The 16,175-nt window shown below is 65.4% G+C and carries 17 protein-coding genes and 1 riboswitch; of the genes, 7 read left to right on the top strand and 10 right to left on the bottom strand.

The genetic code is table 11. The annotated features are described in order from the left end of the window. The first annotated feature begins 72 nt into the window (after positions 1–72). The 4 genes from ML401_RS33570 to ML401_RS33585 all read left to right on the top strand — a co-directional run bounded on the left by ML401_RS33570 (position 73) and on the right by ML401_RS33585 (position 2,061). Positions 73–432, top strand: a complete 360-nt coding sequence (locus ML401_RS33570) for a hypothetical protein (RefSeq protein ID WP_285808460.1) — start codon at positions 73–75, stop codon at positions 430–432. Between the two features lie 104 nt (positions 433–536). Then, a complete protein-coding gene (locus ML401_RS33575; protein ID WP_285808461.1) occupies positions 537–896 on the top strand; it encodes a VOC family protein in 360 nt (119 codons plus the stop codon). A 146-nt stretch (positions 897–1,042) separates the two neighbouring features. Beyond that, a complete protein-coding gene (locus ML401_RS33580; protein WP_211415558.1) occupies positions 1,043–1,444 on the top strand; it encodes an SRPBCC family protein in 402 nt (133 codons plus the stop codon). Positions 1,445–1,557: 113 nt separating this feature from the next. Beyond that, positions 1,558–2,061, top strand: a complete 504-nt coding sequence (locus ML401_RS33585) for a hypothetical protein (protein ID WP_285808462.1) — start codon at positions 1,558–1,560, stop codon at positions 2,059–2,061. Here ML401_RS33585 and ML401_RS33590 read toward each other — a convergent pair. From ML401_RS33590 to ML401_RS33605, 4 genes are all read right to left on the bottom strand, one after another. Then, positions 2,058–3,503: an MATE family efflux transporter gene (locus tag ML401_RS33590; protein ID WP_285808463.1), complete on the bottom strand. Its 1,446-nt coding sequence runs from the start codon at positions 3,501–3,503 to the stop codon at positions 2,058–2,060. The two genes, ML401_RS33585 and ML401_RS33590, sit on opposite strands and share 4 nt — an antisense overlap. Positions 3,504–3,669: 166 nt before the next feature. Continuing rightward, the gene (locus ML401_RS33595) at positions 3,670–4,722 is read right to left on the bottom strand and encodes a hypothetical protein (protein ID WP_285808464.1); all 1,053 of its coding nucleotides are present in this window, start codon (positions 4,720–4,722) and stop codon (positions 3,670–3,672) included. A 104-nt stretch (positions 4,723–4,826) separates the two neighbouring features. Next, entirely contained in the window at positions 4,827–5,243 is a 417-nt protein-coding gene (locus ML401_RS33600) for a PAS domain S-box protein (protein ID WP_285808465.1), read from the bottom strand. Positions 5,244–5,348: 105 nt separating this feature from the next. Further along, entirely contained in the window at positions 5,349–6,485 is a 1,137-nt protein-coding gene (locus ML401_RS33605) for a 2'-deoxycytidine 5'-triphosphate deaminase (RefSeq protein WP_376717329.1), read from the bottom strand. A gap of 80 nt (positions 6,486–6,565) precedes the next feature. After that, positions 6,566–6,645, top strand: a riboswitch (SAM riboswitch). Positions 6,646–6,719: 74 nt separating this feature from the next. Here ML401_RS33605 and ML401_RS33610 point away from each other — a divergent pair. Next, positions 6,720–7,907, top strand: coding sequence for an O-succinylhomoserine sulfhydrylase (locus ML401_RS33610; RefSeq protein ID WP_194408487.1), 1,188 nt, complete (start codon positions 6,720–6,722; stop codon positions 7,905–7,907). 134 nt (positions 7,908–8,041) lie between these two features. On the opposite strand, the gene ML401_RS33615 is transcribed toward ML401_RS33610, so the two are convergent. The 3 genes from ML401_RS33615 to ML401_RS33625 are packed head-to-tail and all read right to left on the bottom strand — an operon-like array spanning position 8,042 to position 11,088. Then, the gene (locus tag ML401_RS33615) at positions 8,042–9,040 is read right to left on the bottom strand and encodes an SGNH/GDSL hydrolase family protein (protein ID WP_194404866.1); all 999 of its coding nucleotides are present in this window, start codon (positions 9,038–9,040) and stop codon (positions 8,042–8,044) included. 12 nt (positions 9,041–9,052) lie between these two features. After that, positions 9,053–9,823 (bottom strand): SGNH/GDSL hydrolase family protein, encoded by a 771-nt coding sequence (locus tag ML401_RS33620; RefSeq protein ID WP_211415552.1) that lies wholly within the window; start codon positions 9,821–9,823, stop codon positions 9,053–9,055. Next, complete coding sequence (locus ML401_RS33625; RefSeq protein ID WP_194404868.1) at positions 9,823–11,088, bottom strand: OpgC domain-containing protein; 1,266 nt, start codon at positions 11,086–11,088, stop codon at positions 9,823–9,825. The genes ML401_RS33620 and ML401_RS33625 overlap by 1 nt, the downstream gene beginning before the upstream one ends. A gap of 236 nt (positions 11,089–11,324) precedes the next feature. On the opposite strand from ML401_RS33625, the gene apaG reads away from it, so the two are divergent. Next, positions 11,325–11,717 carry a Co2+/Mg2+ efflux protein ApaG gene (gene apaG / locus ML401_RS33630; protein WP_028138966.1) on the top strand — a complete coding sequence of 131 codons (393 nt, stop codon included), beginning with the start codon at positions 11,325–11,327 and terminating at the stop codon, positions 11,715–11,717. Positions 11,718–11,864: 147 nt separating this feature from the next. Here apaG and ML401_RS33635 read toward each other — a convergent pair whose 3' ends face one another. The 3 genes from ML401_RS33635 to ML401_RS33645 form a co-directional block, all read right to left on the bottom strand. Then, positions 11,865–12,884: an Hsp33 family molecular chaperone gene (locus ML401_RS33635; RefSeq protein WP_285808470.1), complete on the bottom strand. Its 1,020-nt coding sequence runs from the start codon at positions 12,882–12,884 to the stop codon at positions 11,865–11,867. A gap of 163 nt (positions 12,885–13,047) precedes the next feature. Further along, on the bottom strand, positions 13,048–13,971 hold the full coding sequence (argF, locus tag ML401_RS33640; protein WP_194404870.1) for an ornithine carbamoyltransferase: 924 nt from the start codon (positions 13,969–13,971) through the stop codon (positions 13,048–13,050). Further along, positions 13,971–15,176 carry an aspartate aminotransferase family protein gene (locus ML401_RS33645; protein WP_259217963.1) on the bottom strand — a complete coding sequence of 402 codons (1,206 nt, stop codon included), beginning with the start codon at positions 15,174–15,176 and terminating at the stop codon, positions 13,971–13,973. The genes argF and ML401_RS33645 overlap by 1 nt, the downstream gene beginning before the upstream one ends. A gap of 457 nt (positions 15,177–15,633) precedes the next feature. Between ML401_RS33645 and ML401_RS33650 the strand changes: the two genes are divergently transcribed. Beyond that, complete coding sequence (locus tag ML401_RS33650) at positions 15,634–16,146, top strand: GcrA family cell cycle regulator (RefSeq protein WP_014491301.1); 513 nt, start codon at positions 15,634–15,636, stop codon at positions 16,144–16,146. Positions 16,147–16,175 lie beyond the last annotated feature (29 nt).

The raw sequence follows: 16,175 nt of genomic DNA on the forward strand, positions 1-16,175 counted from the left end.
GGCTTATCGCACGCCGCGCGATACTACAACCACAGAGCGAACAGGCGCTCTTTCAGTGCGGCGAGCCGGCAGATGAACAATGCTCCGAATGACGTGATTGCGGCCACATTGGTCGCGCTTGCCGTCGGCCTCGCCTTCATCGCCGGCTGCGCCATCTACTACGGCCGTCAGATCACCTCGCGCAGGATTCCGATGCAGTGGGGCACCGATGGTCGGCCGGCCTGGTTTGCGCCACGCTTCATCGGGCTCTGGTTCAGCTTCGGCGTCACGGCGGCGTTCTCCGCGTTCCTGCTCGCTCTCGCCCTGCATGACCCGCAAAAGCTGACGGCGCTGATCGTCGCAACGGTGAGTGTGATCGGAACCAACATGTGGGTTCAGGTCCATCACCTGAAACGCGTGATCCGGTGGCAATCGGAGGCGCGGGCGAGTTAGCCGAATGCCAAGCGCAAGATTCTCCAAGAATCGTCCGCCTCGTGCCGACTAGGTTCGTCTCCGGCGCGCGCCGTTTGCGGCGCGCATTGCAAATGGAGACGACCATGTACGACCACATCGGACTTCGCGTTGCCGATCTCGACGCCGCGACGCGCTTCTACACCGCGGTGCTGGCGCCGCTCGGCTACGTCCTGTGCTCGAGCGGCGAGGGTTATGCCGGCTTCGGGCCGCAGGGCGCGCCGGCGTTGTGGCTGCACCTCAACAAGGGCCGCAAGGCCGACGGCGCGCACATTGCGTTTCGCGCCGGGAGCCATGACGCGGTCAAGGCGTTCCACAGCGAAGGGCTGAAGAGCGGCGGCCGCGACAATGGCGGCGCCGGACCACGCAAGGATTACAGTCCGACCTACTACGCCGCGTTTTTGATCGACCCCGGCGGCAATAATGTCGAGGCGGTTTGTACGTGAGGCGCGACTTGAGGTGCCACATGCGCCGTCATTCCGGGATGGCGCGAAGCACCAGACCTCAGGTGCGCAATTGCGCACCGGGGAATCTCGAGAATCCGGGTTCGCGCTCCGCGCGCCCCGGAATGACCCCAACAACGGGAATTTCCATGGCCTCCATCCACAACGACATCCCCCTCTCCGCCCCCGCGCACGACGTCTGGGACGCGGTGCGCGACTTCGGTGCGCTGCCTGAACGGCTGGCGCCCGGCTTCGTCACGGCCTGCACGCTCGACGGCGACGCGCGCATCGTCACCTTCGCCAACGGTTCGGTGGCACGCGAAGTGCTGGTCGATTGCGACGACGCGCGGCGGCGCCTCGTCTATGCCATCAGCAACGAACGGCTGAAGCATTACAGCGCCTCGGTGCAGGTGATCGCCGACGGCGAGATGAGGTGTCGGCTCCTCTGGATCATCGACATGCTGCCGAACGAGCTTGCACCTTACGTTCAGGGTCAGACCAGGGATGCCGTCATCGCCATCCAGAAGGCGTTTCCGCCTGCCGCGGCCTGACCGCGCTCTGTGAGGTTTTTCACAGAGCTCCGCCCTCGCCGCCCGCAATCATGCCCGCGTGCGTCCGGTTGGCTCCGCTCTCCCGGCGGCGCTGCGCACGCGAGGAGCATGCCATGAGAGGTGCGGACAAGGTGATCTGCCAGGCGGCCGCCGTGCTGCTGCTGTTTTCCGTCGCGAGCACGCCGGCAAGGGCGCAGCTCGCAGGGTTCGGCGGCGGCGCCGGCGGCGAGGACATGATGACCCAGATGGCCCCGATGCTGGAGATGATGAAGGCGAAGATGGGCAAGCGCCGCTTCGCCATGATGATGCAAACCATGGGCCCGATGATGAGCCGCATGATGGAGAACGGCGGCGGCGGGCTCGGTGGCATGATGGGCGGCGGAGGCCTGGGCGGGCTGCCCGCCGGCAATTTCGGCGGCGGCTTCGGCGCGCCCAATTACGGCGGCTACACGCCGATGGGCGGCGGCGCCATGCCGGCCGGCTTCGGCGGGGGTGGCGACATCATGGGCATGCTCGGTGGTTCCGGTGGCGGCGACATGATGGCGATGATCCCGCAGCTGATGCGGCTCGCCAATGTCGGCGGCGGCAGCGGCCATCGCCGCCACAAGCGCCGCTAGTCTGCGGCACCGGACAAAGCTGGCCTGATCGCAGGCTTGCTCGCGCGCGGCCCCCAGCGCGTCAGCAGGACGCTGGAGGATGAGAGCAGGCCGAGCACGACCATCGAACTCGCGGCCAGCCAGAAAAAGCTCTGCGCGGTGGCGTCATGCGTCGACAGCCACCAGCCGGTTCCGGAGATGTAGACCAGCCGCGCCGTCTGCGCCAGCACCGGGCCGATCACCTTGGCCGCGCCTTGCGAGGAGAAGTACATGACCGTGGCGATGCCGAAAAAGGCGTAGAACGGTCCGACCGTCGCGAGATATTGGTGGCTCGCCGCACGCACGGCCGCGCTGTCGGTAAAGATGTTGATCCAGAGGTCGGGGAACATCGCAACGAGGCAGGCCGGTGCGCCGACGGCCACGAAGGCGGCCGCGCTGGCGATCCAGACGATGCGCCGGGCGCGCGCGATATTGCCTGCGCCGATCGCCATCCCGACCATCGGCACGCAGGCTATGCCGAACGAAAACGCGATCGAGGTCAGCAAGAATTCCAGCCGCGCGCCGATGCCGTAGCCGGCGAGGATCGTGGTGCCGAACTTCGCCAGCATGTGGGTGAAGATCGAGATCGTCAGCACCGATTGCAGCGGCGAGAAGCAGGCGATGGCGCCGACTTTCAGGATGTCGAAAAACATCGTCCATTGAATGCGCAGGCCGCGCAGCTTCGGCGTGACGCGCGCGCGCCCGGAGAACAGGTACCAGCCCATGATGCAGATGTTCATGGTGTAGGCGATCAGCGCGCCGGCCGCGACGCCGCGCATGCCGAACTGCGGTACCGGCCCGAGTCCGAGGCCGAGCGTGCCGCCGAGCACGATCTGCCAGGCCGCGGAGTTGAGGATCAGGAACGACGGCAGCTTCATGTTGCCGGTGCCGCGCAGCACGCCGGCCATGGTGTTGAGCAGCCAGGGCAGCACGGCGCCGCCGAAAAACACCTGCGTGTAGGCGATCGCATGCGTCAGCACGTCGCCGCGGCCGCCGAGCATTTCCAGCACTTTGGGTCCGAAGATCAGCATGCCCAGCATGAAGACGAGGCCGAAGCTGATGCCGATCAGCATCGCATGCGCGGCCAGCGTGCTGGCGCGTTCGCGGTCGCCCGCGCCGAGCGCGCGTGCAATGGCGGAGGCCACCGCGCCGCCCATGGCGCCGCCCGACATGGTCATGGTCAGGATGATGGTTGGGAACACCAGCGCCATCGCCGCCAGCGCCTCGACGCCAAGCCGGCCGATATAGGAGGTCTCGGCGATCACCGTGCAGGTGCCGGCCGAGAGCGCGATCGCGTTGGGCCAGGCAAGGCCAAGCAGCGTGCGCAGGATCGGCCCGTCGGTCAGCGCGCTTCGCACCGGCCGCGGCGGCGGCGGCAGCGGACGCTCTTGCTCATCGACCGGGATTTCGGCGATGTCGGACATGTCCTCTCCGGAGCACGGGCGCCCTTTGCGGCGCGGCAATGAACAGGCGTGCCAATAAATTTGTTCGCGCACAGGGCGCGGTGCGTCCTTGTTAGCACGGCACGGAGCGATTCCTCCTGCGCCGGATGCAGGCGTGCCCTGCGGCGGCGTATTTCAATAGGTGGAGCTAATCGATCGTCCAGACCAGCGGCGGACGACCGCCCGCCGCCGGGCGCACATGCACGCCGATATGCCGCCCGCATCCCGCAGCCAAGCCTTCGAACAATCCCTCCAGCACCCCAGCGCAAGCGGGATGATAGTCCGAGACGTCGTCCATCAGCTTCCAGCTTTGCTGGCGGATTTCGAAGCTGCCTTCAGACGTCGTACTCTCAGCCGTGTCGTCCTGCGCAGCAAACAGCGCGTTCAGGAACGAGGCGAATTCACTCGCCCCGCCGCGGCCCATGGCCAGCGCGGCCGCGACCTCGTCGAAATATTGCATGCCGATCAACTTGCCGGTGAGGTGCAGCAGATAGCCGGCATCTTCGGGACCGAACAGCTGCACCATCACGGGCGCGGCGGTGCGGACATATTCCATCGCGTAGTTGCGATAGGCCTTCTCCAAGCGCGGCTTCGGCCAGCTCGCCACGGGAAGCGCCGGCGCAGTCTTCGCATCGAACAAGGGCGCTTCCAGGTGACGCGCGAACACGAGCCGCTGGTCCAGCTCGAGCGGGTGATCGTATTGATGGTAGTAGCCCTCCAGCCCGTCCTGGCCGTCGACGCTCTGCTTGGTGCAGACGAAACCGAGCCTGAGATCTCCGAGGGCCGCGCCATTGTTGGCGTGCCAGCCACGCAGCATCGCACGGGACACCTCGCCCGGCACGCCGCAGATCGCGGTGCCCTTCCAGATCCAGCGCGGCGGCGGATAGCGGATCCAGGCCTTGGCGTCGCTCTCATACATGTACTCGACATACACGCCGCCGATCCAGTTGGAGAGGTAATGATATTGCGCGGCCGCGACCGCCGGCGGCAGATGATCGAGCCCGAGCTTCTTCAGGCCCGGCAGGAAGCGCTCCTGCTGCTGGCGACGAAACACGCGGAAGACGAACTCGGCGGCGTCAGCCGTGCCGCGCCGCGTGACGACGGTGAGGATGAGCCCGGTGAAGTAGGCGTGATAGAGCTCGGCAACCGCGCGCCAGCGCTTCCATTGGGCTTCCTGCGCGGCGTCTGAGACGGCGGTCATGTTCACTCCCGATCATGATTTCGATCGAGTGTGTCACCGCACCCCACGGCAGGCAACATGACGGCCGCGCAGGGCGCCCTGCGCGAGCGCCCGCCAATTCCGCATCACGAAGTTTGCGGCGGCGTCTTGGCTGCGCGCTCACGCTCGACCCGTTCGGTGACGTCGCGCGCCATCGCCACTGATCCCAGCACGTTGCCGCCGGAATCCCGCACCAATGCGAACGTCATCTCGATGTAGAGCTTGCGTCCGCTCTTGTGCAGCGCGCGGGTCAGCGTCGGCTTGCCCGCAAGCTTCACGCTGCCGCTCGCGAGCGCGGCCTCGAAACCTTTCCAGTGCGCGGCGCGCAGATGTTCGGGAATGATCAGGTCGAGATTCTGGCCGAGCGCTTCCGCGGCGGTGAAGCCGAACAGGGCCGTCGCTGCACCGTTCCACCGCATGATCGTGCCGGACCGATCCGAATAGATCAGCGCGTCCGCGACGTTCTCGGCAATCTTTGCGTCGAGTTCGGATGGATTGCTCATCTCGTCACCTCGTAGTCCGGATGGAGCGGAGCGCAATCCGGGATCGTGCCACAAGCGAGACTGTCCCGGATGACGCTTGCGCTCCATCCGGGCTACAGGATCGCGCTACACCCGGAAATGCTTCGATAGTTTGAGGCCCTGGGCCTGGTAATTGGAGCCGATGCGCTGGCCGTACATCGCGTCGGGGCGGGCCAGCATCTTCTCGTAGACGAGGCGACCGACGATCTGGCCGTGCTCGAGGATGAACGGCACTTCGCGCGAACGCACCTCCAGCACGGCGCGCGAGCCCAGCCCACCGGCGCCGGCATAGCCGAAGCCGGGATCGAAGAATCCGGCATAATGCACGCGGAATTCGCCGACCAGCGGATCGAATGGCACCATCTCCGCGGCGTAGTCCGGAGGCACCTGCACGGCTTCCTTCGACGCCAGGATGTAAAACTCGCCGGGATCGAGGATCAGGCTGCCGTCGGGACGGGCCGAGATCGGCTCCCAGAAATCTTCCACCGCGTAGCCGGAGCGGCGATCGACGTCGACGACGCCGGTGTGGCGCTTGGCGCGGTAGCCGACGAAGCCGCTCGCCTTCTCGCCGGAGAGGTCGACGGAGACAGCGACACCGCCCGACAGATCGGCATCGTCGACATCGACGAGACGCTTAGTGGCGTGCAGGCCGTCGAGCTCGTCGGCGTTGAGGATGGCATCGCCGGTGCGGAAGCGCACTTGGCTGAGGCGCGAGCCCTCGCGGACCAGCACCGGAAACGTCTTCGGGCTGATCTCGGCATAGAGCGGACCGTGATAGCCGGCGCCGATCATGTCGAAGCGGCGGGTGCCGTCGGCGATGACGCGGGTGAAGACGTCGAGCCGGCCGGTCGAGCTCTTGGGGTTCGCGGCCGCGACGATCTCCGGCGGCAGCGCGAGGCTTTCCAGCAGCGGCACGATGTAGACGCAGTTGGTCTCCAGCACCGCACCGTCGGCGAGGCTGAACTCGTGCAGCTTCAATTCGTCGATGCGCTCGGCGACGGTTGAGCCGGGACCGGGCAGGAAGCTGGCGCGGACGCGATAGGCGATGTCGCCGAGGCGCAGATCGAGGCTCGCCGGCTGGATCTGGCTCTCGACGAAATCATAGGCGGGCAGGATGAGCCCCGCCTCCGCCATCGCCGCGATCATGCGGTCGGGCAGGATACCATTGGCGTCGGGCGCGACCGTGAACGTCAACCGGGGGTCCTCATCAGGGGTCAATTGCATCCGGACATGCCGGAAATACAAGTCTTTTACGGCTATCCGATGGACGCCTTGACGGAAAGGGCATTGCGGAATATGAGCATCACTTATCCCGTGGTGATTTGAGCCGGCCGGCTTGCAGCCACGTTAAATAAGTCGCTAAACAGGCCGGGGACCTCTGTGATCCCGGCCCGTGGAGATATCCAGGCCGGTTTTTTTGTGACCGTCTTCGACGAGACGGTCATGTCGGAGGGTCCTATGTCGAAGTCGCCTGCTGCTTACCGCCCCGAAACCCGCCTGGTCCATTCCGGCACCCTGCGCTCGCAATATGGCGAGACGTCGGAGTCGCTGTTCCTGACCCAGGGCTACGTCTACAACAGCGCCGAGGAGTGCGAGGCGCGGTTCAAGGGCGAGGATCCGGGCTTCATCTATTCGCGCTACTCCAATCCCACCATCGCAATGTTCGAGCGCCGCATGATCGAGCTCGAGGGCGCCGAAGCCGCCCGCTCGGCGGCGACAGGCATGGCCGCGGTGACGACCGCGATCCTGGCGCCGCTCAAGGCCGGAGATCACGTGGTGGCCTCACGGGCGCTGTTCGGCTCGTGCCTCTACGTCGTGCAGGACTTGTTGCCGCGCTATGGCATCGAGACCACGCTGGTCGACGGGCTCGACCTCGACCAGTGGCAGCGCGCATTGCGACCGAACACCAAGACGTTCTTCCTGGAGAGCCCGACCAATCCGACGCTGGATGTGCTCGACATTCCCGGGATCGCCGAGATCGCGCACAAGGGCGGCGCGCGGCTCGTGGTCGACAACGTGTTCGCAACGCCGATCTGGCAGAGCCCGCTCGCGCTCGGCGCCGACGTGGTGGTCTATTCCGCGACCAAGCATATCGACGGCCAGGGCCGCTGCCTCGGCGGCATCATCCTGTCCTCGGAAGCCTTCATCGCGGAACACATCCACAATTTCATGCGCCAGACCGGGCCGTCGATCTCGCCGTTCAACGCCTGGGTCCTGCTCAAGGGTCTGGAGACGCTGGGCGTGCGCGTGCGCGCGCAGACCGATACCGCCTCGCGCATCGCCGAGGTGCTGGCGAGCCATCCGAAGATCGCACGGCTGGTCTATCCCGGACGCGCCGATCATCCGCAGGCGGCGCTGGTGAAAAAGCAGATGCGCGGCGGCTCGACGCTGGTCGGCTTCGAGGTCAAGGGCGGCAAGGCTGCCGCGTTCCGCGTGCTCAACGAGCTGAAGCTTGCGCGGATCTCGAACAATCTCGGCGACGCCAAGAGCCTCGTCACGCATCCGGCCACCACGACGCATCAGCGCCTGAAACCGGAAGACCGCGCCGCGCTCGGCATCGGCGAAGGTTTCATCCGCTTCTCGGCAGGCCTGGAGCATCCGGACGATCTGATCGAGGATCTGACGGCGGCGCTGGAGAAGGCGTGATCGCTTGGTAGGGCGGGTTGGCCGAAGGCGTAACCCGCCGCTTCCGTTTCCGCACAGACAGACAATGGCGGGTTACGCCGAGCAGATGCGCTTCGCGCATCTACAGGGCTAACCCCGCCCTACGCGCCGTCTTTTCACATCGGCCGGTACGTCCGCACGTCCGCCGGCACGTTCACGCCGAGCCTGATCTGGCCGACGGAGCGGATGATGTCGTCGCCGAGCAGCTGCGCGAAGCAGGCATAGCCCCAATCGTTCATGTGCAGGCCGTCGGCGATGACGAAGCTCTCGACCGGGATCGATTGGTTCTCGTGCCAGTCGCGCATCACCTCGAAGCGCGGAAAGATGCCGACGTGACGCAGCTCGGCGACCTTGCCGAGCAGGTGCACCATCTTGCCGGCACTCTCCTTGCGCTGGTTGACGGCGGGCGAATATTGCGGATCGACCAGCACGATGTCGGCGCCGCCCGCGGCCTGGATGCGGCTGATGCCGTCCTCGACCAGTTTTGCGGTCTCGCCGGGATCGAGATTGCGCAGCACTGCGTTGGTGCCGACCTGCCAGATCACGAGATCCGGATGCACGTCGATCACCTGCGTCTGGAGGCGCTTCATCATCTCGGGCGCGTCCTCGCCGCCGACGCCGGCATTGACGACGGTGATGTCCGCGGTCGGATAGTGCCGGCGCAGCTGCGCGGCGAGCCGGTTCGGATAGTTGAACTCCGGCGAGCTGGCGCCGAAGCCTGCGGTCGACGACGAGCCGAACGCGACGATGAGGACGGGCTTGCCCGCAACGAGCTTGCCCGCGACATGCGGCAGCGAGCCCATCGCCTTCGCGCCGCCCTTGTTCGCGTCTTTGGGCGGCAGGCAAGGCACGCGGCTGAAAATATCGGCGGCGGATTTGGCGACCTGCTTCACCTTGTCGATGGCGCGCGACGTGACGCCGCGCTGCTCCGGTGAGGTCACCGCAACGGTGGTCTGCGAGGGCGAGGTGGGGGCGGGATCAGCCGATTGCACTGGCGCGGGCGTCGCCTGTGCGGTCTGCGCATGCGATTGCGAGGCCGGCGCCAGCAACAACAGCGCTGCTGCCGCAGGCGCGGTCAGCCATGCCGTCAGACAAAAAGGGCGAAGAGAACTCATTAACGCTAGACCTCAATTTTGCTGCTGGGCCGGCTCCAGATGGGCAGCGTCGATCACGAACTGTGCCAACGCCCGGCCGAGGCAATCATGAACCTGTTTCGCCAGCTCGGGCCCGCGGGACGGGCTGAACAGGTCGAATTGACCCTGGTCATTCCACTGCCGCATGATCGCGAAACGGTCGAACAGCGGAATATCATGCTCCTGGGCCACCACGCGCATATTATCGAGAAATGGTTGGGCCGAGATCATCGTTTCGGTGCGCGGGCTGTACTGCAAATTCATCAAGACGACGTCGGTCCCTGCCTTTTGCAACGCAACAACCCCAGAGGTCACGGCGCTGCGGAATTCATCGGGATCGATGGATCGGATGGCGTCCACGGTCCCGGTCTGCCAGACCACCAAAGTAGGCGTTTTTGCTTCCATCAGCTTAACGAAGGTCGAGGCGGTCTCCTCGGCCGTCTTCTTGCTCTGTATTTCTACGGAGACGTGCACCACCTCCGACGCCGGCAGCTTGTCCTTGAGGATCGCCTCCATGCGCGCGGGATAGGAGCTGCTCTCCGAGGACGGAATCGTGGTCGAACGGCTGCCGATGACCAGGATCTCGAGCGGCTTGCCGGCCTTGACGGCGTCGGCGACCTTGGGAAGCTGACTTTCGCTGGTCAGCAAATAGGACGGCAATTCGCACGCGGCAGGTACGGCAGGCGCAGCATCGCCCGCGCGCGCCACAGGCGCGGCGAGGCTACCGCATAGCAGGATCAGGCTCAGGAGAACCTTCGCCTTCATCAGCCCCCTCCCGCCAGATCGGCGTTGCCGACGGCGTTTTTGGTTTTCGCACCGCTCTTGTCAGCCACGCGCTTGTACCACGAAATCACCCAGGCCACGCCCCACATGATCAGCACCCCGGAGAGACTAATCAGCGCATGCATGGCTGCCCCGCCGGAGACTTCGGCGAGAATGAAATGGCCGGCAAAGGCCAGGAAGACGCCGAGGCAGAAAATCTCGAGGGAGTGCTGCCCGCATAGAATCAATGGTCGTAGCCAGCGCGATTTCAAGCCCGGCCAATCCCGGGGTAGGAAGCGCACGGTGAGCGCCGCCAGCGCCAGGAAATGCGTGAAGCGCAGCACGTCGAGATCGGTCTTGTCGATCGGGTACATCCACTGCTCGATCCGCTTCGGCATGAACTGGGAGAGCTGCGGCACGTACCAGGTCAGCGTCACGTAGAACGCCGCGACGAGATAGGCGATCGAGATCCACATCGTCACCGGCGAGGCCAGGATACGGGACATGCGTCGCGCACCTCCGAGCGCGCACCATGCACCGAACACGAACAACAATTGCCAGGCGAAGGGGTTGAAGGCCCAGAAGCCGTTCGGATAGGCCGACAGGTAAAGGTCATACTCCCAGGTCACCGCGTAGAGCACGACCGAGAGGCCGAGCGTGACGTCGGGCCGCCATTTCATCGACCACAGGATCAGCGGCAGCGCCATCATCAGCACGATGTAGAGCGGCAGCACGTCCATGTTGACGGGGCGGAAACGCAGCAGCAGCGCCTGCACGATGGTGACGTCGGGCTGCTTGAGGAAATCCATGATGCCCATCTCTTCGGTGTAGAGCGGGTTCTCGAAGCTGGTCGCGACATAGGAGATTTCGGCGAGGAAGATCGTGAACAGGAAGACGTGGGCGACGTAGATCTGCCAGACCCGGCGCAGGATGCGCGCGGTGGCGATGACGAAACCGCTCTCCAGCATCGCCCTTCCATAGACGAAGGCGGCGGTGTAGCCGGAGATGAAGATGAAGATCTCGGTGGCGTCGCTGAAGCCGTAATTGCGGATCGTGAACCAGGTCAAAAGGCTGGGCGGCAGATGGTCGATGAAGATCAGCCACAGCGCGAGCCCGCGGAACAGGTCGAGCCGGAGCTCGCGCTCGCCGATTGCGGGCAGCGTGATGGCCGGCGCCCGCAGGCGCGGCTTCGCCTCCGCAGGCCTACTGTCTGCAGGCTTGGCGGTTCCCGCGATCGTCGATCCCGTTACTTGGTCGGCAATGGTCATCGGGGCGCAAAAACCCTTCCGCAAATCGCGACGCCTGAAGGAGTGTACCGGTCCGGTCGCACTCTCGCAAAGCGGCCGGATCACATGGGGGTCTCCCGAAGGTGTTTCCCTGCAAGGGGATGTCCTGCGGGGGTTTCCCTCAGGGGTGTCATTCCCTTCGAATTCTGGCGGGACGATGTCGCCAAACCCGGCCGCGGCGTTTGGTTCCGGCGGCCGATTTCGGTATGGTGGCAGCCATGTACCGCGCCGTGACCCGCCACATCGAAGTGACCGTCGAGCCGAACTTTGTTCCGGAGCAGTCGTCGGCCGACCGCTCCCGCTATTTCTGGTCCTACACGATCGTCATCACCAATTCGGGCGAGGAGACCGTGCAGCTCAAGACGCGGCACTGGATCATCACCGATGCCTCCGGCCGCCAGCAGGAGGTGAAGGGCGAGGGCGTGGTCGGCGAGCAGCCGATCCTGGCCCCCGGCGAGCGCTTCGAATACACCTCGGGCGTCCCGCTCTCGACCGCCTCCGGCTTCATGACCGGCCGCTACCAGATGGTCAGCGAAAGCGGCGAACGCTTCGAGATCGACGTGCCGGCGTTTTCGCTGGACAGCCCGGACAGCAAGCGGGTGTTGAACTAAGGGGCCGGTTTCGCAGGTGCCGCAGGGTGGGCAAAGCGACTTGTCCGCCGTAGCTCGAAGAGCGAAGGCGTGCCCACGTATCGTTCGCAACCGAGAGAGCTTGTGGGCACGGCGCAAATGCGCCTTTGCCCACCCTAGGAGAGCTCGCTACGCGTCTTCCACGCCCGCTTCGTGCGGGGTGAACTGATACACCGAGCTGCAGAACTCGCAGGTCACGACCACCTTGTCGTCCTTGACCATCGCAGCACGATCATCCGGCGAGAAGCTCTGGAGCATCGAAGCGACCGCATCGCGCGAGCAGGAGCACTGTGCCTTGAGAACCATCGGATTGAACACGCGCACGCCGCGCTCGTGGAACAGGCGGAACAGCAGCCGCTCGCCGGAGAGCTCGGGATCGATCAGCTCGACGTCCTCGACGGTCTCGATCAGCGAGCGTGCCTCGACCCAGGCATCGTCCTCGGCGACGGCATGCACCTCGATGCCGTCAGGAGCATCGCCGGGATGTAAATCGGCCTGCCGCGCGCGCTCCGGCGCCTTCGGCAGAAACTGCATCAGCATGCCGCCGGCGCGCCAGCGATGCTTGCCGCCATCGGCGGAGCGCCACTCCTCGCCGACCGCGAGGCGCACGCGCGTCGGGATCTGCTCGGAGCGCAGGAAATATTCATGGGCGGCGTCTTCCAGGGTGCCGCCGTCGAGCGCGACCAGACCTTGGTAGCGGCTCATGTCAGGGCCCTGATCGATGGTCATGGCGAGATGACCGTGGCCGAGCAGCGCACCGGAATCCATGCCAGATTTCTGGGCTTCCCCAAGGCGCGCGGCATCGAAGCGCGCATAGGCGCGCAGGCGATCCGGCGCCTGATAGTCCACCACCAGGAAGGACACCGGACCGTCGGTCTGCGCCTGCAGGATGAAGCGGCCCTCGAATTTCAGCGCCGAGCCGAGCAGCGTGGTCAGCACGATGGCCTCGCCCAGCAGCTTGCCCACGGGCGCGGGATAATCGTGCTTGGTGAGAATGTCGTCGAGCGCCGGGCCTAGCCGCACAAGGCGGCCGCGTACGTCGAGCGCATCGACCTCGTAGGGCAGCACGGCGTCATCGATCGGAATCGAAGATGGCGCGCGAACCGGACCTTCGGGCCCGGCTTTCATGTCAGGGGATTGGGAAACCATGGCGCATTATCTGGGGTCGGTCGATGCAAATTGAAAGAGGCATGCCCGCATTCCTCACGGAACGACGGCTCGCGTAGCCCGGATGGAGCGCAGCGTAATCCGGGAGATCTTTCCGCGCGTTGAGAACCCGGATTTCGCTGCGCTCCATCCGAGCTACAAGAAGCTACTTCACCGCGTCAAAGCACCAGGCCAGAATGCCTTTCTGCGCGTGCAGGCGGTTTTCGGCCTCGTCGAACACGACCGATTGCGGGCCGTCGATCACCTCATCGGTGACCTCCTCGCCGCGATGGGCGGGCAGGCAGTGCATGAACAGCGCATCCGGCTTGGCCAGCGACATCAGCTTGCCATTGACCTGATAGGGCTTGAGCACGTTGTGGCGATGCTCGCCTTCCTTGTCGCCCATCGACACCCAGGTGTCGGTGACGACGCAGTCGGCGCCCTTCACGGCGGCCTCGGGATCGGTGCCGAGCATGATCGGCGCGCCCGTCGACTTGATGAAGTCGCGCATCGCCTTTTTCGGCGCGAGCTCCGGGGGCGTCGCGACATTGAGCTGGAACTTGAAGCGCTCGGCGGCATGCGCCCAGGACGCCAGCACGTTGTTGTCGTCGCCGGTCCAGGCCACCGTCTTGCCCTCGATCGGGCCGCGATGCTCCTCATAGGTCATGAGGTCGGCCATCACCTGGCAGGGATGCGAGCGCCGCGTCAGGCCGTTGATGACGGGCACGGTGGCGTTGGCCGCGAGCTCCAGCAGCGCATCGTGGTTGAGGATGCGGATCATGATGGCGTCGACATAGCGCGACAGCACGCGCGCGGTGTCGGCGATGGTCTCGCCGCGGCCGAGCTGCATCTCGGCGCCGGTGAGCATGATGGGCTCGCCGCCGAGCTGGCGCATGGCGACGTCGAACGACACCCGCGTCCGCGTCGAGGGGCGCTCGAAGATCATCGCCAGCGTCTTGCCTTCGAGCGGCCGCACCGGCTGCTGCGCCTTCTGCTTGGCCTTCATGGCGCTTGACGCCGCGAGCATGCGCTTGAGCTCCGACAGCGGGAGCTCGTTGATGTCGAGGAAATGCTTCGGGGACTTGCTCATCAGCTTGCCCGCTTGGTCTGGCCGGCCGCCAATGCGGAGCAGGCACGCTCGAGCCTGATGACGCTGTCCTCGATCTCGGCTTCGGTGACGATCAGGGGCGGCAGGAAGCGCACGACATTGTCGCCGGCGCCGACGGTCAGCAGCTTCTCGTCGCGCAAGGCGGCCACGAGATCGCCCGAGGGCACGACGGCCTTGATGCCGATCAGGAGGCCCTCGCCGCGCACTTCGCTGACGATGTCGGGGTGACGGTCGATCACGGAGGCGAGCTTCTGCTTGAGCAGCAGCGACATCTTCTGCACGTGGTCGAAGAAGCCTGGCTTGAGCATGACGTCGAGCACGGCGTTGGCCGCGGAGATCGCCAGCGGATTGCCGCCGAAGGTCGAGCCGTGCGAGCCCGGCCCCATACCGGCCGCCGCATCCGCGGTCGCCAGCACCGCGCCGATCGGGAAGCCGCCGCCGAGCGCCTTGGCCAGCGACATCACGTCAGGCGTCACGCCGGTACGCCTGTAGGCAAACAGATCGCCGCTGCGGCCCATGCCGGTCTGCACCTCGTCGAAGGCGAGCAGCAGCCCCTTCTCGTCGCAAAGCTGGCGCAGCGCCTTGAGGAAATTGGGAGGTGCCGACCGCACGCCGCCCTCGCCCTGGATCGGCTCGATCAGGATGCCGGCGGTGTTGGGGCCGATCGCCTTCTTGACGGCTTCGAGGTCGCCATGCGGCACCTGGTCGAAGCCGTCCATCGGCGGTCCAAAACCTTCGAGATATTTTGCAGAGCCGGTCGCAGCCAAGGTCGCCAGCGTGCGGCCGTGGAACGCGCCTTCGAAGGTGATGATGCGGTAACGTTCCGGATGGCCCTTGGAGAAGTGATGATGGCGGACCAGCTTGATCACGCCCTCCAGCGCCTCGGCGCCGGAATTGCAGAAGAACACGAAGTCCGCAAAGCTCTCGTTGCACAGGCGCGCGGCGAGCTTCTCGCCGTCCGGGCTCTGGAACAGGTTCGACATGTGCCACAGCTTCGTCGCCTGCTCCTGCAACGCCTTGACCAGCGCGGGATGGGCGTGGCCGAGCGCGTTCACAGCAACGCCCGAGGTGAAATCGAGATAGCGATCGCCATTGGTCGCAATCAGCCAGCAGCCTTCGCCGCGCTCAAAACCGAGGTTGGCCCTGGCGAAAACGGGGAGCAAATGCGGGGCTACGCTGTTAGTCATGACGGTCACTTGATGTTGCGGACGGTGTGGGGCGTGCATTGCGCAACGCACCATTGACCGGCCCGGAAAACGAAACGTGCCGCCTTTTAAGGGCGGCACGCGGGACTATCTTAGGCCTGGTGAAACGGGTGTCAATGCCGCCCGAAAGCCTCGGGAAACGCAGATTCCGTAGTCTTGCGGTGGCGATTTTGCGGGTTTTACACCACGGAACATGTGGAAGCGAGTCGGCGGACTCTTGCGCGTGAGTCACGCCATATTGTAGCGTTTGGGCTGTCAGATACGACATCTCGTGCAGCAGTTCTGATCCCAAGAGTCCTCATGTACCGGCGTAAACGTTCGGGCGCGAGTAGCGCGCCCGGCGAGCCTTAAGGGATTCTGACGGCACGGGTTTTTGAGGCTTAGGCATTCGCCGCACGGACCGCCAGGATGGCAGAAGCGCAGCGAGGGAAAGGGTGCAATGACGGTTTTGACCTGGTCCGACGATCGCGTCGAGCAGCTGAAAAAGCTCTGGGAGGCCGGATTGTCGGCCAGCCAGATCGCAGCAGAGCTCGGCAATGTGACCCGCAATGCCGTGATCGGCAAAGTGCACAGGCTCGGCCTGTCCGGCCGCGCCAAGAGCCCTTCGTCGGCCGCGCCGCGGCCGCGCAAGGCACGCCCGGCGCAGCACATGATGCGGGTGACCCGCCCCATTGCGCGCGGCAACACCGCACTGGCGCAGGCCTTCGAGGTCGAAGTCGAGGCCGAACCGGTCACCTACGACAACGTGGTGCCGATGAGCCAGCGGCTGTCGCTGCTCGAGCTCAACGAGGCGACCTGCCACTGGCCGGTCGGCGATCCCTCGAGCCCGGATTTCTTCTTCTGCGGCGGCAAGGCGCTGTCCGGCCTGCCCTACTGCGCCCAGCATTCGCGCGTGGCGTATCAGCCGGCAGCGGATCGCCGGCGCGCACCGGCGAAGCCGGGCCCGCGGTAAACACGGTCTTAGGCATCGAGACGAAAAAG

Origin of the sequence: Bradyrhizobium sp. 62B (assembly GCF_030272265.2) — a bacterium.
Classification (GTDB): Bacteria; Pseudomonadota; Alphaproteobacteria; order Rhizobiales; family Xanthobacteraceae; genus Bradyrhizobium.